The 21,767-nt window shown below is 39.4% G+C and carries 16 protein-coding genes; 4 read left to right on the forward strand and 12 right to left on the reverse strand.

The window, feature by feature from the left end:
• Positions 1–84 precede the first annotated feature (84 nt).
• Positions 85–1,734, forward strand: a complete 1,650-nt coding sequence (locus tag GQO80_RS06425) for a SulP family inorganic anion transporter (RefSeq protein ID WP_157207510.1) — start codon at positions 85–87, stop codon at positions 1,732–1,734.
• Positions 1,735–1,755: 21 nt separating this feature from the next.
• Here GQO80_RS06425 and gldC read toward each other — a convergent pair whose 3' ends face one another.
• Together gldC and gldB are read right to left on the reverse strand one after the other, a co-directional pair.
• A complete protein-coding gene (gene gldC / locus GQO80_RS06430) occupies positions 1,756–2,091 on the reverse strand; it encodes a gliding motility protein GldC (protein WP_157207511.1) in 336 nt (111 codons plus the stop codon).
• A complete protein-coding gene (gene gldB, locus GQO80_RS06435) occupies positions 2,091–3,071 on the reverse strand; it encodes a gliding motility lipoprotein GldB (RefSeq protein WP_157207512.1) in 981 nt (326 codons plus the stop codon). Before gldB ends, gldC begins: the two co-directional genes overlap by 1 nt.
• Before the next feature lie 76 nt (positions 3,072–3,147).
• Here gldB and nadE point away from each other — a divergent pair, with 76 nt between their 5' ends.
• Together nadE and GQO80_RS06445 are read left to right on the forward strand one after the other, a co-directional pair.
• Positions 3,148–3,933, forward strand: coding sequence for an NAD(+) synthase (nadE, locus tag GQO80_RS06440; protein WP_157207513.1), 786 nt, complete (start codon positions 3,148–3,150; stop codon positions 3,931–3,933).
• Between the two features lie 109 nt (positions 3,934–4,042).
• Positions 4,043–4,672: a response regulator gene (locus GQO80_RS06445; RefSeq protein ID WP_157207514.1), complete on the forward strand. Its 630-nt coding sequence runs from the start codon at positions 4,043–4,045 to the stop codon at positions 4,670–4,672.
• Here GQO80_RS06445 and dnaG read toward each other — a convergent pair.
• The 8 genes from dnaG to porU form a co-directional block, all read right to left on the reverse strand.
• Complete coding sequence (dnaG, locus tag GQO80_RS06450) at positions 4,667–6,625, reverse strand: DNA primase (protein WP_157207515.1); 1,959 nt, start codon at positions 6,623–6,625, stop codon at positions 4,667–4,669. The genes GQO80_RS06445 and dnaG overlap by 6 nt on opposite strands.
• Before the next feature lie 89 nt (positions 6,626–6,714).
• A complete protein-coding gene (locus GQO80_RS06455; RefSeq protein ID WP_157207516.1) occupies positions 6,715–7,350 on the reverse strand; it encodes an HAD family hydrolase in 636 nt (211 codons plus the stop codon).
• A 3-nt stretch (positions 7,351–7,353) separates the two neighbouring features.
• The gene (locus GQO80_RS06460; RefSeq protein WP_157207517.1) at positions 7,354–8,037 is read right to left on the reverse strand and encodes an SDR family NAD(P)-dependent oxidoreductase; all 684 of its coding nucleotides are present in this window, start codon (positions 8,035–8,037) and stop codon (positions 7,354–7,356) included.
• 104 nt (positions 8,038–8,141) lie between these two features.
• A complete protein-coding gene (locus GQO80_RS06465) occupies positions 8,142–9,803 on the reverse strand; it encodes a pyruvate dehydrogenase complex dihydrolipoamide acetyltransferase (protein WP_157207518.1) in 1,662 nt (553 codons plus the stop codon).
• Between the two features lie 3 nt (positions 9,804–9,806).
• Positions 9,807–10,805, reverse strand: coding sequence for a pyruvate dehydrogenase (acetyl-transferring) E1 component subunit alpha (gene pdhA / locus GQO80_RS06470; protein ID WP_157207519.1), 999 nt, complete (start codon positions 10,803–10,805; stop codon positions 9,807–9,809).
• Positions 10,806–11,623: 818 nt separating this feature from the next.
• Positions 11,624–12,106 (reverse strand): cytidine deaminase, encoded by a 483-nt coding sequence (gene cdd / locus GQO80_RS06475; protein ID WP_157207520.1) that lies wholly within the window; start codon positions 12,104–12,106, stop codon positions 11,624–11,626.
• Positions 12,107–12,197: 91 nt separating this feature from the next.
• Entirely contained in the window at positions 12,198–13,460 is a 1,263-nt protein-coding gene (porV, locus tag GQO80_RS06480) for a type IX secretion system outer membrane channel protein PorV (protein ID WP_157207521.1), read from the reverse strand.
• Positions 13,461–13,494: 34 nt separating this feature from the next.
• On the reverse strand, positions 13,495–17,376 hold the full coding sequence (gene porU, locus GQO80_RS06485) for a type IX secretion system sortase PorU (RefSeq protein ID WP_157207522.1): 3,882 nt from the start codon (positions 17,374–17,376) through the stop codon (positions 13,495–13,497).
• 264 nt (positions 17,377–17,640) lie between these two features.
• Between porU and gldJ the strand changes: the two genes are divergently transcribed.
• Positions 17,641–19,332, forward strand: coding sequence for a gliding motility lipoprotein GldJ (gldJ, locus tag GQO80_RS06490; protein ID WP_198037735.1), 1,692 nt, complete (start codon positions 17,641–17,643; stop codon positions 19,330–19,332).
• A 103-nt stretch (positions 19,333–19,435) separates the two neighbouring features.
• On the opposite strand, the gene obgE is transcribed toward gldJ, so the two are convergent.
• Both obgE and GQO80_RS06500 read right to left on the reverse strand, forming a co-directional pair.
• Positions 19,436–20,434 carry a GTPase ObgE gene (gene obgE / locus GQO80_RS06495; RefSeq protein ID WP_157207524.1) on the reverse strand — a complete coding sequence of 333 codons (999 nt, stop codon included), beginning with the start codon at positions 20,432–20,434 and terminating at the stop codon, positions 19,436–19,438.
• 163 nt (positions 20,435–20,597) lie between these two features.
• The gene (locus GQO80_RS06500) at positions 20,598–21,707 is read right to left on the reverse strand and encodes an adenylate kinase (RefSeq protein WP_157207525.1); all 1,110 of its coding nucleotides are present in this window, start codon (positions 21,705–21,707) and stop codon (positions 20,598–20,600) included.
• Positions 21,708–21,767 lie beyond the last annotated feature (60 nt).

Raw genomic sequence — 21,767 nt, forward strand, 5'->3', positions numbered from 1 at the left:
CACCTTTAAGTCTGCTATTTTTGCTAATTTCGTTCAATAAAACAGTCCGCCCCAAAAAGGTGTGTTTCTGCGTTTTTTATTAAAATGAAAAAAGAATTTACTCCCAAACTATTCTCTCTTTTAAAAGAAGGTATTTCCAAAGAAACAATCACTAAAGACATGATTTCTGGTGTCATAGTTGGCATAGTGGCGCTACCGCTTGCCATTGCATTTGCTATTGCTTCTGGCGTTTCTCCAGAAAAAGGCATTATTACAGCCATTATTGCAGGCATCACCATTTCTGCTTTTGGCGGAAGTCGTGTGCAAATAGGCGGTCCCACAGGTGCTTTTATTGTGATCGTTTATGGTATTGTTCAGGAATTTGGAATGAACGGATTAACCATTGCAACCTTTATGGCAGGATTCATTATTATCGGATTGGGTTTGGCGCGCATGGGAAACTTGCTCAAGTTTATACCCTACTCTCTTATTGTTGGTTTCACAAGTGGTATTGCCCTGATTATTTTTTCGTCGCAAATCAATGATTTTTTCGGGTTGCACCTCGCCAAAGTTCCTGCCGATTTCATCCAAAAATGGGTGTTATATTTTGAAAATTTCAATAAAGTGAATTGGTATGCCGTTACCATTGCCGCTTCAACCGTTATAATTACTTTATACTTTCAGAAAATTATAAAAAAAATACCAGGTTCCATTATAGCCATTATTTTGGCTACCCTTGCCGTAACATTTTTCGATATTCCGGTTGCAACCATTGAAAGTAATTTTGGCGAAATATCCAATCATTTCAGCACACCTTCCCTACCTCAAGTAAATTTTGATACCATAAAATCGCTTATTCAACCGGCGTTTGCCATTGCTCTGTTGGGAAGCATTGAATCGCTGCTTTCCGCCGTTGTGTCCGATTCTATGATTGGTGGCAAACACCGTTCAAATATGGAATTAATCGCGCAAGGTGCGGCCAACATAGCATCGTCTGTTTTTGGCGGTATTCCTGCTACGGGAGCCATTGCAAGAACCGCCACAAATGTTAAAAATGGTGGCAGAACGCCCATTGCTGGTATAACCCATGCGCTGGCCCTTTTATCCATCATGTTGTTATTTGCACCGTATGCGAAATTAATTCCGTTATCGTGCTTAGCGGGTATTTTAATTGTTGTGGCTTACCACATGAGCGAATGGCGTCAATTCATTTCCATCCTTAAAGGAAACCGAATGGACATTATTATATTATTGACCACTTTTTTCCTAACCGTAATTTTCGATTTAATAATTGCAATTGAAATTGGTATTGTACTTTCTAGTTTTATGTTTATGAAGCGCATGAGCGAATCGGTTCAAATCCAAAATATTTCGACAGAAACCACAAACAGCGAGCATTTATTTGATGAGGAATTTTTAGACTTGCCACCTGGCGTTTTGTTGTATGAAATAAACGGCCCTTTATTCTTTGGTGCAGCACGTCAGTTTCAAGAAACCATAACCAATACGCATTTGCAACCTCACATTATAATAATTAGAATGCGTTATGTGCCATTAATTGATGCTACCGGTTACCAAAGTTTAAAGGAAATAATAAAATCGTTTAAGGCAAAAGGCATTACGGTTATTTTGTCTGGAATAAGCGAATCTTTAAAAAACGATTTTGAAAAGAACCAAATGTTCGAGGTTTTGGAACACGATTTTATTTTTAAAGATATTAAGGAAGCCATTGAAAAAGCGAAATCAAAATTATAGCTTTTGAAAATTGCAACCTGTTTACTTTTTAATATCCAATTTTTCGGCAAAATAATCACAAAAGTCTTTCATGGTGGCCGTCATTTTTTCATCTTGTGTGGCCCTGTTGAAGGTATCGCTCATGGCTACAAGTGTTTGATGAAAAAACACTTTCATTTCATCAACAGGCATGTCTTTGGTCCATAAATCGATGCGCAGCGTTTCTTGTGCCCTCGAATCCCAAACGGCAAGCATCATGGCCTTGGCCTCTTCATTGGTAATGCCCCCGTCTTGTGCTGTCCAATACAGTTTTTCGGGTACGCGGTTGGCATCCAATTCTACATTCAGTTCTATTTTGGAGGTGATTGTTTTCGACATTATTTTCGTGGTTTGAACTTCGATTTGTTAAAAATTTCTTCAGCATCGGCAATAAGCATTTCTTTTAGGGTTACATCATTTTGTGCCATATACGCCCTAACAATTTGCCACCCAATATATTGCCCAACACGCCCAGGGGATTCCGCATCAATAGCTTCCAAATAAAATTTTGAAAAGGGCGCCGGTTTTATAAAACGGGTTAATAGTTTAGCATCTGTACTGTACAACAATTCTCGCTCAACAAAATAGCGCCACATATAGCTTTCGTTGGCAATGGCCCAATCGAGCTGCTGGGGCGTGTAGCCAATACGCTGAGCTTCGGTTTTAAAAGGGATGACCGCATCTTTAAAACACAACAATTTGCCGTAATAAATCATTTCATCCAGAAACTTGCGGCTTTGTTTTTGGTAGGCAAATTTCTTGGCATACTCAGTAGCAACATCAACAACCAACTGTTCCTTTTTTAAATCTTCCCTTAAATAGCGCGGAATGTTTTGGTAAAACTCGTGTTTACTTCCTAAATAAGTATCTAACGCAATAACCATGATGGTATCGGTAACAATCACACGGTTTCTGTAATCTACATCACTTGTTGTGGTGATAATTCTGGGCGGGATAAACTCCGGGAAATAATATTTAATATGGTTGAACAGGGATTCAATTTCCAATTCCGTATCACCAAAATCAGAAAAGGTTTTTTCAACTTCAGCAAATAGTTTTTTTTCCAAGGTATCGGAAGCTTTGGCAATCCAAAAAGAATCCTTGTACTTTTCAGAAAACATAAAAGGGTAGGCCTGTTTTAAAGTTGGCAAATTTTCGTTGTTGATTTTTGAAAACAACAAGTCGAATCGCTCAACATGGGCATCTAAATTAATTTTAGCGATGTCGTCTTCCAAATCAGTATTCTTTTTACAAGAAAACAACACCAGAACCAACATTGAAAAAAATAATATATGACCGTTGCGAAACTTAAACGCCATAAATTTTTATAAATTAAGTGTTTGCTTTATTTTTGTTTGCAAAGGTACAATTCTTGGTTTTAAATTCACACAAAAAATGCAAACAGAAAAAGTTGTAGATTACATAGTTAATTGGTTAAAGGAATACGCTACAAAAGCAGGCGTCAATGGGTTTGTAATTGGTATTTCGGGAGGCATCGATTCTGCGGTAACCTCAACGCTGTGCGCCAAAACAGGCTTGAATGTTTTGTGCATTGAAATGCCCATTCACCAAGCAGAAAGCCATATAATGAGAGCGCATGAACATATTGAACAACTAAAACAACGCTTTGGCAATGTAAGCGATACCCGCACCGACCTTACCCCTGTATTTGATGCCTTTAAGGCAGAAGTGTTTTTTGATGGCGACCAAACCACCATTGATATGGCCTTGGCAAACACAAGGGCGCGCCTTCGTATGACGACCTTGTACTACTATGCAGGGCTTTACAAATTATTGGTTGCAGGTACCGGTAATAAAGTTGAAGATTTTGGCATTGGCTTTTATACAAAATATGGCGATGGCGGCGTGGATATAAGCCCCATTGCCGATTTAATGAAATCTGAAGTTTATGAATTGGGAAAATACTTGAAAGTACCCGAATCGATTATGAAAGCCCAACCTTCCGACGGTTTGTTTGGCGATGCCAGAAGCGATGAAGCCCAAATAGGCGCATCGTACCCCGAACTTGAATGGGCCATGGCCATGGACGAAGCAGGCAAGCGCGCCGAAGATTTTACAGGCCGTGAACAAGCCGTTTTTAACATCTACAAACGCCTGAACGCTGCCAACAAACATAAGATGATTCCCATACCCATTTGCGAAATTCCTAATAATCTATAAAAACCTTTGCAAATTATTTAAAATTAATATACATTTACAGCAGGCTTATTCTCTCAACAAATTATAATAACCTCTCTAACTTAATTATAATCAAAAAAAGCTAAAAAATATGATAAAATTATTAATAGCAGACAACCACCCAATCACAAGAAAAGGACTTGAAGTATTACTTTCAGCAGCTTCTAACATTAAAATTGTTGCTAGCGTTGATAATGGCGAAGCCATATTGGAATACGTCAAAAAACATCCCGTTGACATTATTTTAACTGAAGCCGACCTACCCGTATTAAACGGCCTAACAGTTTTGCGTCATTTAAAACATGACTATCCAGACATTAAAACCATCATTCTTAGTGCACAGCCCGAAGAAGTGTATGCCATAAACGCCTTAAAAGCAGGTGCTTTTGGTTACATCCATAAATCGGTTAACGTGTTAACTATCAGCGAAGCAATTCTAAAGGTTTATAATGGCGGTATTCATTTAAGCAACGATTTAACCCAACAATTAGCTTTTGGAAACCGCATTAACAAAGGCGGAACTTTTTATAAAAAACTTTCAACCAGGGAAGCAGAAGTTTTAAAACTGCTTACAATTGGAAGGAAAAATAAAGAAATTTCCAAAGAATTGGACATTAACGAAAAAACCGTTAGTACCTATAAAGCCCGTTTGATGCGCAAGCTAAAAGTAACCAATTTAATTGATTTGGTTAATCAGGCGAAGCTTAACACCGGCTTATAGTACTCTATTTAGTTTTCTGGAAAGCAGCATTTTTAAACCCGAATAGTCTTTAACTTCTTCAAGGATGTTTTTGTTAACATCTGCAATGTTTGCCATTGCCTCTTGCTGAAAGTCTTTTACTTTTTGGTCTATTAAAAAGCACCGGAGACTTAAAATGGTTTCACTTACTAATTGGGCAACTGTATGGGTTTTTTCCTTTGGAAAAATATTCATACGTTGCCAATTATCTAAGGTGTAGCGCTCATCTTCCATTAAAATATGGGTAATTTCGGTACCCATTTCAGCATCTACGATATTAACGAAATTCTTAAGATTAAAATCCGGGTTTTGGTTCAATGTATCTATGATGGTGTAGTACAAATTTTTAAACTGCGGGTTGGTAAATTGCATCTCATCATCCTGAAGGTCTAAAAACACTTTTTCAAAAACCTTGGCTTCATGAATAACGGGTTCCAGTACCAACTCGCCTTTATCGTTTTCCTTTAGCACCAAATCTTCAAAAGACTCGGTTCGGTTTCCATAAAGCAATAGCACTTCAATAATTTTTCGTTCTAAGGTATATTGTACATCTACCTTTTCAAGGGGCTGTTGGTGCTTGATAACCTCAAACGCTCTTTGTTCGGTTTTAAACTGTTTGTTTTCTTCCTGAAATTCCTTTTTACTAATCTGTGCCAGGGTGCTAAACAGCACCTCTTCGCTAATATCCATGATTCGGGCACATTCTTGAATGTAGATTTCCTTTTTTATCCTATCGGGAATTTTAGCGATGCTATTTACAATATCCCGTACCGTTTCCGCCTTTTTAATGGGGTCGTTTTTTGATTCCTCGAATAGGACAGAGGCTTTAAACTGAATAAAATCCTTGGCGTTTTCGGTTAAATAGGCCGTAAGTTCTTGTAGGGTATTTTGTTTTGCAAAACTATCGGGGTCTTCCCCTTCCGGAAAGGTGCATACCTTAACGTTCATGCCCTGTTCAAGAATTAAATCAATACCCCGAAGTGAAGCGCGCATCCCTGCTGCATCGCCATCAAAAAGCACGGTGATATTTTTGGTAAGTCGGTTTATTAAACGGATTTGTTCGGAGGTAAGGGCTGTTCCCGATGACGCCACAACATTGGTAATACCTGTTTGATGAAACTGTATCACATCGGTATAACCTTCAACCAGGTAACAATTATCTTCTTTGGCAATGCTTTGTTTCGCATGGAAAATACCGTACAGCACATGGCTTTTATGGTAAATATCGCTTTCGGGAGAATTTACATATTTGGCCGCTTTTTTGTCGTTTATTAAAATCCGGCCTCCAAAACCAAGCACACGACCGCTCATGCTTTTTATAGGGAACATCACACGGCCTTTAAACCTATCGAAATGCTTGCCGTCCTTAACAATGGATAACCCTGTTTTTTCTAAATAATCGAGCTTGTAACCTTGTTTTAAAGCTTCGTCGGTAAATGCTTGCCACTCGTTAAGTGAGTAGCCCAGATCGAATTTCTTAATGATGTCATCGGTAAACCCACGTTCTTTAAAATAACTGAGCCCAATGGCTTTTCCCTGATCTGTTTTATGCAGAATTTTTTGAAAGTAGGTATTGGCAAATTCACTTACCAAATACAGGCTTTCCCGTTCGTTTGCCTGGTCTTTCTGTTCGTTGCTCTGCTCGGTTTCCTCTATTTCAATATTATATTTTTTTGCCAGATATTTTATGGCTTCCGGATAGGTAAAATGCTCGTGTTCCATTAAAAAAGACACCACGGTACCGCCTTTTCCTGTTGAAAAATCTTTCCAAATTTGTTTAACGGGCGACACCATGAAACTGGGAGAGCGCTCGTCGCTAAACGGACTCAAGCCCTTAAAGTTGCTACCCGCTTTTTTAAGATTCACAAAATCGCCAATAACCTCCTCAACACGGGCGGTTTCAAACACTAAATCTATGGAAGCTGGTGAAATCAAGGGTTAATGCGTAATTTAAAAGATTAAAGCTTTCTTAAATATTAAATATAAATGTAATACAAACTATTCATTTTGAAAATTTAAAAAAATTAAATCATTCCTAAAAGTTCAGACATGCTGTTAAATGTTTTTGTTGCATCAGCTTCCAATTCATGGTTATAATCGTGTGCCGTAAACCCGAACACATCAAAACCGCCCGCCTTTGCTGCCTTTATACCCGAAAGGCTATCTTCAACAACCAAACAATCCTTGTTATTAAAACCCATAGTTTCCGCAGCCCAAGAAAATACGGCTGGATCGGGTTTCCATTTTTGGATGGCGTAGCAACTAAAAATGTTGTTTTCAAAATAGGGCAATAGTCCGGTAAGCTCTAAATTGAGTTTTATTTTATTTTCAGGACCACTGGAAGCGACACAAAAAGGAATTGTTAGCCGGTCCAAAACCATTTTAATACCTTCAACTGGTTGAACGTACTTTTTAAAAGCCTCAAAACTTAATTTCCTATAATCATCTTGAAAAGAATCGGGCAATGTTTTTTGGGTTAATTGGGCAATGTTGTTTTTGCAGGCATCGAAAAAGCTACCCTTAAAATGTTTCATGCCGTAAGCCAAATCGATGTTGGCCCCGTAAGCATTTGCCAGATCAACCAATATTTGGATGCTTATTGGCTCACTGTCAACCAGCACTCCGTCACAATCGAAAATGATGCATTTGTACTTCTTCATTAATTAAGGCGTAGAATTAGATACCTGCAACAATTTACCGTTATAGTATTTATGGCCGTTAAGTGAAAATTCAAGAATGTACTTTGCCATTTCTAAGGCTGTCGTTGAGGCTTTATAACCGGGAAACGCTTCTTCAAGCATTTCGGTCTGTACCGCGCCCAAAGCAAGCACATTAAATGAGATGCCCGTTTCTTTGTATTCTTCTGCCAATAGTTCGGTTAAGGTTATTACGGCAGCTTTACTGGAACTGTATGCTGCCAATCCGGGAAATTTCATGCTGCCTTGAACGCCTCCCATAGAACTAATGGTGACTACATGCCCGTTTTTTTTCATAAATGGCAACACAGTGCGTATTAATTCGGCAACGCCAAACACGTTGGTTCTGTACACGGTTTCAAAATCTTCCATTGAAATTTCCGAAAAAGGTTTGTTCAACAATATACCGGCATTGTTTATGAGTACGTCCACTTGCTGCCAATTGGCCTTAACATAAGCTTCCACTTGTTTATGTGCATGACTAGCGGTCAAATCTATTGAAAGGGCAGTAACATTGTTTAATTTTAAATTCTGGACAGACTTTTCATTCCGCGAAAGCGCCAACACCTGATGTCCTGCTTTTGCGAACAATTGAACCAATTCAAACCCAATACCACGACTTGTTCCTGTAATGATGACGTTTTTTGACATAAATCTGCTTTAAAAGTTTAAAGATAAAAAAACCTGTTTCTATTCCCAAAGCAATTGGGGGAAACAGGCTTATATAATGAGATTTCTGCTTCCGCAGGAATTGTTTATACCAACATTGTTACTGGGTTTTCAATATATCCTTTTAATGTTTGAAGGAATTGTGCTCCTGTAGCGCCATCAACCGTTCTGTGGTCGCAGGCTAACGACAGCTTCATGGTATTGCCAACCACAATTTGTCCGTTTTTAACCACTGGTTTTTCAACAATATTCCCAACGGAAAGAATGGCAGAATTAGGTTGGTTAATGATAGATGTAAACGTATCGATGCCAAACATACCCAAGTTAGAAACCGTAAACGTGCTGCCTTCCATTTCTTGGGGCGTTAATTTTTTGTTTCTAGCTTTACCTGCAAGATCTTTAACCGCAGCGCCAATTTGTGGTAAAGTTTGCTCGTTTGCAAACTTAACTACTGGTACAACCAAGCCGTCTGGAACCGCCACGGCCACCCCAATATGCACGTGGTTATTTAAACGCATTTTATCGGCAAACCACTGCGAGTTTACTTGTGGGTGCTGTTTTAATGCCAGGGCGCAGGCCTTGACAATCATGTCGTTATAAGATATTTTAGTATCTGGAATGGTATTGAACTGTGCACGGAACGCTATGGCATTTTCCATATCGAACTCCACGGTTAAATAATAATGAGGTGCCGTAAATTTAGAATTTGTTAAGGCTTTGGCAATGGCCTTACGCATTTGCGAGTTTGGCACATCTTCAAAATCTTCTTGCCCTACTGCAACAAATTTCCCAACGGAAGCCCCTGCAATTGGCACAAAATTCTCAACATCGCTTTTTACGATGCGTCCGTTTTCACCAGAGCCTTTAACTTGCGATAAGTTGATGCCTTTCTCATCGGCTATTTTTTTAGCTAAGGGCGATACAAATAAGCGTCCGCTAGAAGCTGTTTGAGTTACAGGTTTAGCTGCTTCGTTTTTAGTGGGCTCTTGTTTTTGGGTTACATTGGAAACCTCCGCTTTAGGAGCTTCTTGCTTTGGTGTTTCTGCCTTTTTAGCTGGTGTACCTGCTAAAAAATTGGCTGCCACACCAGAAACATCGGTTCCTGAAGGACCAATTATTGCCAGTAAAGAATCGACTTTTGCTGATTCGCCTTCTTTCAAACCAATATATAACAAAGTACCCGATTGAAACGATTCAAATTCCATGGTGGCCTTATCGGTTTCAATTTCGGCAAGAATTTCTCCCTCGGCAACGGTGTCGCCCACTTTCTTAAGCCATGTTGCTACGGTACCCTCTTCCATGGTATCGCTTAAACGCGGCATGGTAACTACGGTTACACCTTCGGGAAGCCCCCCCTCGTCTGCGCCTTCCGAAGGGGAAGGAGCTGATTCGTTCTTATTTTTTGATGCTTCAGATTTTGATAAATCTTCGGATTTTGCTTCTTGTGAACCTTCTTTGGTTTCTGCGGATGCTTTTCCGCCGCCCTCAATTAAACCTGAAATATCCTCGCCCTCTTCGCCAATAATGGCCAAAAGTTCATCAACTTTGGTAGTTTCACCTTCTTTTACGCCAATGTACAATAAGGTACCTTCATGAAACGACTCAAATTCCATAGTGGCTTTGTCGGTTTCAATTTCGGCAAGAATATCACCTTCACTTATTTTGTCGCCCACTTTTTTTAACCAAGTAGCAACCGTTCCTTCTTCCATTGTATCGCTTAAACGCGGCATATTTATCACTTCTGCCATAACTTATATTTTGTGTTGAATAAAGGGGTAGTCTTTTTGTTCGTAAACCATGTCGTAAAGTTGTTGCTTATCTGGGAAAGGCGATTCTTCGGCAAATTTCTCGCACTCCTCCACTAAATCTTTCACGCGTTTGTCTATCACTTTAAGATCGTCTTCCGTAGCATATTTCTTTTCTAGAATCACATCCTTTACTTGCGTAATTGGGTCAATTTTCTTGTACTCCTCAACTTCTTCCTTGGTTCTATAATGCTGCGCATCACTCATGGAATGTCCACGGTAACGGTAAGTTTTTAACTCTAAAAACGTGGGGCCGCCGCCTTTTCGTGCACGTTGAATGGCTTCTTCAAAAGCTTCGGCCACCTTAACTGGGTTCATGCCATCAACAGGGCCACAAGGCATTTCATAGCCTTTACCAAGTTTCCAGATTTCGGTATGGTTTGCGGTACGTTCTACCGATGTTCCCATGGCGTACCCATTATTTTCACAAACAAATACTACGGGAAGGTTCCAAAGCATGGCCAAGTTAAAGGTTTCGTGCAGCGAACCTTGTCGTGCAGCACCATCGCCAAAGCAACATAAAGTAACGGCATCACTACCATGGTATTTATCGCCAAAAGCCATGCCTGCGCCCAATGGAATTTGCCCACCCACAATACCGTGGCCACCATAAAAACGAAATTCCTTAGAAAAAATATGCATCGAGCCTCCCATTCCTTTGGAAGTACCGGTTGCTTTTCCATAAAGTTCGGCCATAACACGTCTGGGATCTTCGCCCATACCTATGGGCTGCACGTGGTTTCTATAGGCTGTAATCATTTTGTCCTTTGTCAAGTCCATTGCGTGTAAGGCACCAGCTAAAACAGCTTCTTGACCGTTATATAAATGAAGAAATCCTCTTACTTTTTGCTGAATGTAAACGGCAGCCAGTTTATCTTCAAACTTTCTCCAGAATGACATATCTTCATACCATTTGAGGTACACCTCTTTTGTGATTTTTTGCATCGACTTCTGTTAATTTTAAATTTTGCGAATTACAAAAGTAATACTTTGAAAGGTATTGCAAAAGTAGAACGGGATTAAAGTCGAAAAAATATGAAAAAAAACAGCACTTCACATTTAATTCTGTGTATTTACTATTTTTTTTGAAGAAAAATTATCGTATTTTTAATTCAATCGATTGAACTTAACGTAAAATGAGGCTGTTTAGTGTTAAAATAAACGCTTCATTGGTACTCATTGGTTACTAGTTAAACTTTTTTTTGAATTTTTTGGTTGTGGACAAAATACTTGTTGAAAACAGCTATTATCATCTTTTTATACACCCCTAAAGTCCCCTCAAGGGGACAATCGAAACGCTGTAACAACCATGAAACATCGAAACGCTGTAAAACACTTCTAGGGGCAATCGAAGAGGCAAAAAAAGTGAAAGAATATGGTTATGGAATGATGCTACTATCCTTATTTTACTGAACAACCTAAGTGGTAAACACCCCTAAAGTCCCCTCAAGGGGACAATAGAAATGGGGTAACAACCATGAAGCACTCCAGGGGTCTATGGAAACGCTGTAAAACACTTCTAGGGATAATCGAAGAGGCAAAAAAAGTGAAAGAATATGGTTATGGAATGATGCTACTATCGTTATTTTACTGAACAATCTAAGTGGAAAACACCCCTAAAGTCCCCTCAAGGGGACAATCGAAATGGGGTAACAACCATGGAGGACTCAAGAGGACAATGGAAACGCTGTAAAACAACTCTGAATTCGCATCGAGGGGAAAAGGCAACGTTATAGAATCATGGTGGTTGCTCATTATCAATATCACAACACCGATTTATCAAAAATTAATGGCAGCAAATTTGCTAACGAAGCAGATTTGGTTATGGCGCCTGTTTCACCCATAAAATAGATTTCGATAGGGGTTTCCTGTTTTATTTCATACTCTGCAATGGCTTGCCTGCACGCACCACAAGGCGGAATGGGACTTGTTGTTGGCTTTGTTGCTGATGTTGCAGAAATGGCCATTCTTACAATTTTGGCTGCTGGAAATTGGGAACCTGCATAATAAATAGCGGTTCTCTCGGCGCATAGACCCGATGGATAGGAAGCGTTCTCTTGGTTGCTTCCCGTTATAATTTCACCATTATCCAAAAGTATGGCGGCACCCACATTAAAATTTGAATAGGGCGCATAGGCTTTACCGCGCGCCTCTATGGCTTTCTGCATTAAAAAAGCGACATCTTTTGGAAGTTCTTCTAAGTTTTCAAAAACGAATAACGTGGACTCAATTTTAACTTCTTTCATAAAATTATTTTCAATAAAGTTATAAAACTATTTTAGACAAAAAAACTATTGCGGTTGCAATAGTTTTTGTTATCCAATTCATTTTTTACTGTTAATATTCGTTATAAGTTCCTGCGCCTATGTTGAAGGTTAACGAGAAACGTAAGGTGTTTTCAAGCGGACTCTGTACTTTGGATGCGGAGAACAAATAAGATAAATCGATATTTACCACATTGGCCTTAAAACCAGCACCCAGAGCTAAAAACTTACGGGCCCCTTTCTCTTCGCTTTCGTTAAAATAGCCGGCTCTAAAGGCAAATGAGTCTTGATACACATATTCAGCACCTAATGAATAGGTGAACTCTTTTAACTCTTCACTAAAACCATCGGGCGCATCGCCAAAGGACTGGAACATGCCTGACAAAAAGTTTACGTTGGGATCTTTACCTTTGTAAATACTTACGTTTCGAGCTATTGGGTCTCCTACCAAAGTATCAACTCCTTCATCATAAACCCCGTTGGCATTGGTATCGGTATATCTGTATTCATCGTTATAAATGGGCGGTGTTGGCACCAACAGTTTGGTTACCTCGGCAGTTACCGCAACTTTGTTATAATCGTCGAATATAAAATCGAAACCGGCCCCTAAACGCAAGTTGGTAGGCTGAAAGTTTTCTTCACCACCTTCGTCATATTTGAATTTCGGCCCAATATTTTGAATGGCAAAACCCATGCGCCACCGCCCGTTAAAATCGGAATATGCTTCTTCTTCACTTTGATAATAACCTGAAATATCTACACCAAAGGTACTTGCTGCTTTTGCATCGGCAAATTCTTCAGCTGCTGAAATTTTCAAATCAGACCTTAAATAACGCATGGCTACCGACATGGCGAATTGGTCTGACAAACGCAAGGCATAAGATGCATCGATGGTTAGCTCGTTTGGTCTTTCAATAAGTGGTGTAAAATTACCTTGGTCTGCTTGTGCTTGTGTTATAATTTCTATATCACCTAATGAAAAATATTTAAAACTGGCCGCAAAAGCACTTCTATCGTCCAAACGATTGAAATAGGTAACGTTTCCTAAAAAAATATCGTTAACCAATTTACTTAAATAAGGGGTGTAACTTACCGCTACGCCCGATTTGGTTTCAGAAAACACATATTTTGCTGGGTTCCATTGTTGGGAAAACGCATCAACCGATGTTGCCACACCCATATCGCCCATGCCTGCTGCCCTTGCATCGGGCGCAATCAATACAAATGGCAGCCCTGTTGTAATGACCCTGTTATCTAAGTTTGGTATTAATGTTGTTTGTGCCGTTACATTCAAAATAAATGCAAACGCGAGTAATAGCAATAACTGATTTTTCATAAATTGGTTTTTATTTAACAAATATAAATGTTTATTAGAGTATAACAAGTTTCTCTATTTTTTCTACTTTTTTATTTAAGAAGTCTGATTGCACGGTTAGCTTGTAAATATAAACGCCCTTGCCTATTTTATCGCCAAAATCGTCCCTTCCGTCCCATACTATATCCCTGGACAAAGTGCTTGTTGAAACAACGCCTCCAGAGGTTTGCCCATTTAAGGTACGAACCAACTTACCCGAGACAGTGAATACCTGTACTGAAACGTTTAAAGGTGTGGAACTATTGTGATTGAACCAAAATTCTGTATAATTTACAAACGGATTTGGGTAATTAAGCACATTGTTTATTACCAGGGCTTCATCTTTATCGAACACAACAAACTGAATTTCGGCAATGGATGAATTATTATAAACATCCCAAGCCTTTAGGGTTAAGGTATGCAGCCCTGGAGCTAAATTCCTAAAAGGAAAACTTACCACGCCTTTTTGATAATTATCCACTTCTGTTTGGTAATAATCGTTTAAAACTACGGGGTTTGTTTCGTCGCCATCAATAATAGCCACTATATCGTGCCCAATGCCGCTTGCGGTGTTAATACCATTGGCATCTTCCAACTTTGCCAATAAGGTTGGCGATTCATTTGTTATGCCGCCAGACACAAAGTTTTCATCATTCATATAAAGTGTAATAACAGGGCCTATGTTGTCCTGTTCTGCATTTTCGTTTAGGCCGCCAATTTTAACGGTATTTACGCTGGCCCCGGTTTGGTTTTCCAACAAGGTTTCATCTTTGGCATAAAAACTTACCTTTCCAAAACCTACCGGAATGCCAATATCCTTTGGTACCACAAAATCGAACTCAAACAGACCGTTCTTAACCGAAGCTTGCCCCCTGAAAATAATTTCACCCAAGGTTTTAAAATCCAATTTAACCAATTGGCCGTTTAAATAAATACCATCGTTTCCCAATGTTTGGCGGTCAATATCCTTATCGTAAATAGTGGTTGAAAGTATTCCCGTATAGTTGTTTAACACGTTACCGGCCACATCGGTTACTTCGCCTGCCAATTTAACACGGCTCAAGGCTTTTAGAACATCGGTTGATTGTGCAATGGGCACATCGTTAATTTTTGTTAATACGATGTTTGGTTTTGCAAAGGCCAACTTCATGGCGGGGTCGCCAATAAAAAAGATGAGGCTTTTTTGGCTTTGACCACTAATGGCTGGATCGTTTTTTGTTAGGCGCAACGCCTCGCCCATAGAGGGATATTCATTGGCTTGATAGGGGTCGTTATCGCTGTACGAAAACAGGTATTGCCCTAATACATTATTAAAAACAATGGCAAAACTTACAAAAATTTGTCGGGTGGTAGTAATTAAACCAATAGCGCCCGCTTGTTTGTTCCAATAGGTTAATTCGCCGGCCGTTTCGCGAAAGGGATTATCAAACTTGGTGAACTCGCAGGTAACGGTTACAAAACAATTCAACTTATTATAATTGCGCAAGCTTTCAATATCGGTCTTTAAAAAAATACGTTCTTGTGCCAATCCTTCTTCACCACCATGGCCAAAATAATTTACTACCAAAGCGCCCGTGTTTATGGCATTAACCATCTCGTTATTGACTTGAGGATAGCGATTTCCGCCCGCAGAAGTTTCTTGTTTATACGCATCGGAATGTATCTTGACCACATTCATAAATGGTTTGTTTTGCGTAACCAAGTTGCCCACATTATCGGTTGTTTCCTGTAGGATGCCTTCCCAATCTTGATCCACATCATCGGAAACTACCACAAAATTATTGCGCCAGCTACCTAGGGATTCTTTGGCATAGTACGATTCAATTTTATCGACCAATTCCTTGGCGCGTTGAGGTGTATCGGCTAAAATTCTGCCAACGGCAATATCCAGTTTATCACTAGATGCCATGGTGCCTTCATTGGCATCCATCATGCCATAGAAATCATCGGAAACAAACGAACTTGTTAAATTAAAACTGCTGTATGAGTGCCACGACGGCACAATATTGGTATTGTTGGGAATTCTGTTCTTATAATCAAACGAGCCATCGCCAAACAAGCATAGGTATTTTATTTTTTTATCGGGCGCACTCGCGTTGTCATAAACATATTTCACCAAATTCCTAATGGCGCCAATATCTTGGTTCCCTGTGCTGAATTCATTATAAATTTCATTTAAACCAAACACCTTAACGTTTAGGTTATACTGTGTTCTATTAATTTGTGCCAAACGTTCGGCTTGGTTCAACATGTTGTCTGGTGCTACAATAATATAATCGACATCTTGAAATTGGCCTTGGGCATTTAAAAACACCGTTCCTTTTATATTTTGGTTCGCTACCGTAGTTTTTGAATCGAGTTTAGGCTCGAAATAATCCAAGGGCGTAACGGCAACATAGGTTTTCAAGGTGCCCAAGGTTGCTGTAAAACTAAGGCTGGACGCGGCATCTGTATTGATTACGTTGGAAATATTATAACCATCGGTTACATCCCAAACCTCAGAAATTTGTGAAGCATTACTAATGGTATATTGTCCAATACCAGAAGCCGAGGCCACCGCACCGTTTTTAAACTGAAACTGCTTTTTGTTGAAATTTAACGCCCGGGTAGCTTCAATTGAAATATAATCTAGATATGTTAATGCACTGGGATTGCCCTGATTGTTATAATTTAACCCGACCGAAATCTTAGGGGCATTTACCGTTATACTATTATTGTAGCTTGCTTCACCCGCTAAACTTGGTTTTGAAGCACCGGCAATAGATAACGTAGAAATGGCACTACCGTTAACCGAAAGCTGAATGGAGGTTGCCGTAGTTGCAGCCGATGCCACATATACCTTTAGCTTTATTGGCACGGTGGTTACTAAATCTGGAAAATCGAAATTAAAGGTTTTATTATTATCAATATCAAAACGTTCGCCAAACCAGCGTCGTCCTAACGATGCGATATTATAGAGGTCGGTTTCATGAAACTTATAATCTTCAAAGGTATTGATTGCTAAGTTAATAGGCCCGCTAGGTTGAACAAATGGCTGTATGCGTTTACCAAAACCGCTACTTACGTTTATATAATAATAGGTTTTATCGGTATAACAGTTTATATTGGTATTGCTTTCATTGTTAAATCCTTTAGGGCCTTCGGCGTAAAACAATATGTAGTCGTCGTTATTAAAAACACCATCGCTTTCGCCCACAAACTTAATAGCATTTTCTTGCACATCAAACGGATAGGCCACGGCATTTGAATACGGAATCATGCGTCCTCCATTACCATATAACTTTATCGTTCGTGGGTCCACCTCATTTACCCTAACGCCCAAACGTTGCAAAAAACTTTTCGATAATTTAAAAACACCCGTAGTATCCACATAAAAACGGTACCATTCGCCCGTGTTCAATACCGAATTTGAAACAGCGGCGGCTTTAGCAAATTTATTTAACACCGAGGTTTTGTTGGCAACACTGCTTGTATTGTAACTTATTTGGAAAGAAGTTACCTTTTTAAAATTACCTTGATCATTTATTATAGGCGAAAGCTGGAAAACCGCATATTGCTTATCGCGTGCAATCGCATTTTTTAAACTGAAGGTTAATTTTTTGGGAATGGTGCTAACATCCAAATCTTTCAACTCACTTTTTGGGATGGAGGCGTAATTAACATTATTTACCGTTATGGAAGCTTCATTTATAGAATTTGATAGGGCCCATTGTGATACAAACAGCAAGCCTTCATCGAAATTAAAACTAAAATTTTCTGCATTGAACGATGGAATTTCTATGGTATAGGTATCGGTAGAAATTTTTTGGGCGGAACGCCAATCAATCGTAAATGTGCGCTCTTGCGCAAAAACAACGCTACCAACTACACATAAAATCAGTAATAATTTTTCTTTCATCGCTAAAATAACGCTAATAATAAGCAGTTAGTATTAAAAAACCACATAATATTACAAACTAAAGCAAAAATACAATAATAAATTAGTAAAACACACGTTTATACAACACAAAAACACGATGCAAAACAGCAAAAACATCGTTGTAGTGTATAAAAATTAGGGTGAAATGCACTTTTTTTTGATGAAATTCAAAAAAATCGCTTGCGTTGTTCGGTTTAATTCTTATATTGCACCACCAAAAATATTATTAGCTTACTTAAACGTATGGATATGAAAAAAGTAGTAGCGTTCAAGGTTTTATTAGTTTTAGCTTTAACAGTAGCTACAACTGGTTGTAAAAAATCTTCGAGTACAAAAAATAGTTCTAGAGCTACCGGATGGCAAATAAACTCCCGCGAAGGTGGTTTTCAATACAATTCCGACTTTAAAGAACAGGAAACCTCTCCAGGTTTGGTATTTATTGAAGGAGGCACCTTTACCAAAGGTCGCGTACAGGACGATGTGATGCACGATTGGAACAACACCCCAAACCAACAGCACGTGCAGTCATTTTACATGGACGAAACGGAAGTAACCAATGCTATGTACATGGAGTACCTCGATTGGATTAAACGAGTTTACCCCCCATCCGATGAAAACTTTAGGGCCATTTACGAAGGCGCTTTGCCCGATACTCTTGTTTGGAGAAACCGATTGGGGTACAACGAAGTGATGACCGAAAATTATTTACGTCACCCTGGTTATGGCGAATATCCGGTAGTTGGTGTAAGCTGGATCCAAGCAGTTGAATTTGCAAACTGGAGATCAGACCGTGTTAACGAGTACAACCTAGAAAAGGCAGGTTACCTGAAGCGTGATGCCAAAATTGTAGATGTAAACGCAGAATCTACCTTTAATACAGATACTTACATAAATGCCCCTTCGTTAACTTATGGTGGCAACGAAGAAGTTATAAACCCCGAAAGAGGCAACAAACGCTTTGTTAGAAAAGATGCCGATGGCAACGAAACCAACATTTATGCAACCCGTGAAACAGGGCTTATTACGCCCAAGTACAGGCTACCAACCGAAACCGAATGGGAATATGCCGCTTTAGGATTAAGCGAAATACGAAGCTACAACCTATACCGTGGACGAAAAAAATATCCATGGGACGGACAATACACCCGCAACGGCTCACGTAAATACCGAGGCGACCAATTGGCCAACTTTAAACAAGGAAAAGGCGATTATGGCGGTATAGCAGGTTGGAGCGATGATGGTGCCGATATTACAAACAAAGTAAAATCATACGAACCAAACGATTACGGTTTATATGATATGGCTGGCAACGTTGCCGAATGGGTAGCCGATGTTTACAGACCAATTGTAGATGATGAATACAACGATTTTAACTACTACCGAGGTAACGTTTACACCAAAAACGCCATTAATGAAGACGGTTCGGTGAAAATAGTTACAACCGATAACATTGTTTACGACACGCTATCAAATGGTAAAATAGTGGCTAGAAATTTACCCGGTGAAATATTACAAGTTCCCGTTGATGAAAACGAAACCTATTTACGCACTAATTTCGACAGAAGCAATGCGGTAAACTTTAGGGATGGCGACAGACAATCGTCGCGTCGTTTTGAGAATTTCGATGAAGATGAAGAAACAAACGGAAAAACCGATGAGACCAGAAAAATGTACAACTCGCCAAAAAACATAATCTCAAGAGATTCCACAGGAAAAATATTAAGGGAATACGACAGGTCCAATACCAGAACGTCCTTAATAAATGATGAAGTAAGAGTGTACAAAGGCGGCTCTTGGAAAGATAGAGAATATTGGCTAGACCCCGCACAACGACGCTACTTCCCACAGGATATGGCAACCGATTATATCGGGTTTAGATGTGCCATGTCGCGCGTGGGCTCCAAATCAAAACAGAAAAACAAAACCAAAAATTAAGTTTTTATCCCATAAAAAAAGTCCTAATTAATGTTAGGGCTTTTTTTTATGGAAATTATTTGGGGAATATGGTGATAAAACGTTTTTTTTGAAAGCCTACTACTTAACCATTAAGCATTTTCCAGAGCGTATCCTTTAATTGCGTGATACCTTGTTGCGCTACTGATGATATAAAAAGATAAGGAATTGGCAATTCGTTATCCAACAATTCCTTAAGTTCAGCTTTTAGCTCATCGTCCAGCATATCGCATTTTGAAATGGCAATGATACGGTCTTTGTCAAGCATTTCAGGGTTATAACGTCGCAACTCATCCAACAGAATATCGTATTGTTTCCTAATATCGGGCGCATCGGCAGGAATTAAAAACAATAAGATGGAGTTACGCTCGATATGGCGCAGAAAGTAGTGCCCAAGGCCCCGTCCTTCCGCAGCACCCTCAATAATACCGGGAATATCGGCTACTACAAAAGTTTGAAAATCGCGGTATTGCACGATGCCCAAATTGGGTTTTAGCGTAGTGAACTCGTAATCGGCAATTTTTGGTTTTGCAGAGGTAATAACCGAAAGCAGGGTCGATTTTCCTGCATTGGGAAAGCCTACCAAACCAACATCGGCCAAAACTTTTAATTCGAGGGTAATGTGTTTTTCCTCATGCGGAATACCAGGTTGTGCATATCGTGGGGTTTGGTTGGTTGCTGTTCTAAAATGCCAGTTGCCCAAACCACCTTTACCGCCTTCGGCAATTATTTTTTCTTCACCATGTTCCGTAATTTCAAAAATAATATCGTTGGTTTCGGTATCCCTAACTACCGTTCCTAAAGGCACTTCTACATAAGCGTCTTCCCCATCGGCACCAAAACTTCGGCTACTTCCACCATGCTCGCCATGGCCTGCTCGAATATGTTTTTTAAATTTTAAATGAAGCAGCGTCCATAAATTTGCGTTACCACGAAGGATAACATGGCCACCCCTGCCGCCATCGCCGCCATCGGGACCACCCTTTTCAATAAACTTTTCGCGGTGCAAATGCGACGATCCTTTACCTCCGTTGCCGGAGCTAACATACATTTTCACATAATCAACAAAGTTTCCTTCTGTCATAAATAAGCTAAAAGTTAAAAGTTAAAAATTAAAAGTTTTCGGGCTTTGTGGCTTTTAACTTTTTGGTTCATTCCCGCAAGGGCGGAAATCTTATAAAAGGAAATTGATTTCACAAAAAATCTATCATTTAAGATTTATTGAGATATCAGTTTCCGCTGGAATTTTAAAGGTTGCCAATTACCTTGGCTAAACGCTCTGTTATTTTTTCCACACTTCCAACGCCATCAACACCAAAATATTTATTTTGTGCCGAATAATAGTCTTTTAAAATGGCGGTTTTTTTATAATATTCCTTAATGCGGTTTCTTATAACGGTTTCATCGGCATCATCGGCACGACCACTTGTTTTTCCGCGACTTAGCAAGCGTTTTACCAAAATATCGTCGTCAACTTCAAGAGCTATCATAGCGCTAATTGCCGAATCCTTGCTTTCCATAAGCTTATCGAGTGCTTCGGCCTGAGCGCTGGTACGTGGAAACCCATCAAATATAAACCCGTTGGCATCACTGTTTTTCTCTACTTCAGCTTCCAACATATCGATGGTTATTTGGTCTGGAACCAATTCGCCTTTATCAATATAAGATTTTGCCAACATCCCTAGGGCCGTTTCGTTCTTTATGTTGAACCTAAAAACATCGCCCGTTGAAATATGCACCAAATGGTATTTATCCTTTAAAAATTCGGCTTGCGTTCCTTTGCCTGCACCTGGAGGGCCAAATAGCACTAAATTTGTCATGTGTTGTGTTTCTTTTATTTGATAGACTTCTGGTATGTTGCGCCCTAAACCATCATAGTCCAAGCCGTAGCCCACTATAAATTTGTTGGGTATTTCGATACCTATATAATGTAGTTTAAAATCTTTTTTGTAGGCTTCAGGCTTGTAAAAAAGTGTCGCTATTTTTAACGATTTTACGTTTTCGTTCTTAAAAATACGGTGTACTTCCGCCAAGGTATTGCCCGTGTCAATAATATCTTCCAAGACAACAACCGTTCTTCCTGTTAAATCTTGGGTCAAGCCAATTAAACGCTGAATATCTTCGGTAGATTTCACACCTTCATACGACGCTAACTTTATAAAAGTCACTTCGCACGGTTTTGGGTATTTTTTTACAAAATCGCTTACAACCATAAACGAGCCGTTTAAAATACCAACAAAAACAGGAATGTCGTCGCCCACATCGTTTGCTATTTCTTTCGCCAAACGCGTCATGGCAGCATCTATCTCTTTTGCCGAAATAAATGGTTTAAAATATTTGTCGTGTAGCTTTATCACGGTAATTAATTTTAGAAAGGTGCAAAGATAATCAATAGATTGCCCAATAACGATTTTTGG

The organism is Mariniflexile maritimum (assembly GCF_009746565.1).
Taxonomy (GTDB): Bacteria; Bacteroidota; Bacteroidia; order Flavobacteriales; family Flavobacteriaceae; genus Mariniflexile; species Mariniflexile maritimum.

Excerpts from the sequence above, each read along its gene's own strand:
- GQO80_RS06425 (WP_157207510.1), top strand. The coding sequence starts at position 85 with ATGAAAAAAGAATTTACTCCCAAACTATTCTCTCTTTTAAAAGAAGGT.
- gldC (WP_157207511.1), bottom strand. The coding sequence starts at position 2,091 with ATGTCGAAAACAATCACCTCCAAAATAGAACTGAATGTAGAATTGGAT.
- gldB (WP_157207512.1), bottom strand. The coding sequence starts at position 3,071 with ATGGCGTTTAAGTTTCGCAACGGTCATATATTATTTTTTTCAATGTTG.
- nadE (WP_157207513.1), top strand. The coding sequence starts at position 3,148 with ATGCAAACAGAAAAAGTTGTAGATTACATAGTTAATTGGTTAAAGGAA.
- GQO80_RS06445 (WP_157207514.1), top strand. The coding sequence starts at position 4,043 with ATGATAAAATTATTAATAGCAGACAACCACCCAATCACAAGAAAAGGA.
- GQO80_RS06455 (WP_157207516.1), bottom strand. The coding sequence starts at position 7,350 with ATGAAGAAGTACAAATGCATCATTTTCGATTGTGACGGAGTGCTGGTT.
- GQO80_RS06460 (WP_157207517.1), bottom strand. The coding sequence starts at position 8,037 with ATGTCAAAAAACGTCATCATTACAGGAACAAGTCGTGGTATTGGGTTT.
- GQO80_RS06465 (WP_157207518.1), bottom strand. The coding sequence starts at position 9,803 with ATGGCAGAAGTGATAAATATGCCGCGTTTAAGCGATACAATGGAAGAA.
- pdhA (WP_157207519.1), bottom strand. The coding sequence starts at position 10,805 with ATGCAAAAAATCACAAAAGAGGTGTACCTCAAATGGTATGAAGATATG.
- cdd (WP_157207520.1), bottom strand. The coding sequence starts at position 12,106 with ATGAAAGAAGTTAAAATTGAGTCCACGTTATTCGTTTTTGAAAACTTA.
- porV (WP_157207521.1), bottom strand. The coding sequence starts at position 13,460 with ATGAAAAATCAGTTATTGCTATTACTCGCGTTTGCATTTATTTTGAAT.
- porU (WP_157207522.1), bottom strand. The coding sequence starts at position 17,376 with ATGAAAGAAAAATTATTACTGATTTTATGTGTAGTTGGTAGCGTTGTT.
- gldJ (WP_198037735.1), top strand. The coding sequence starts at position 17,641 with ATGGATATGAAAAAAGTAGTAGCGTTCAAGGTTTTATTAGTTTTAGCT.
- obgE (WP_157207524.1), bottom strand. The coding sequence starts at position 20,434 with ATGACAGAAGGAAACTTTGTTGATTATGTGAAAATGTATGTTAGCTCC.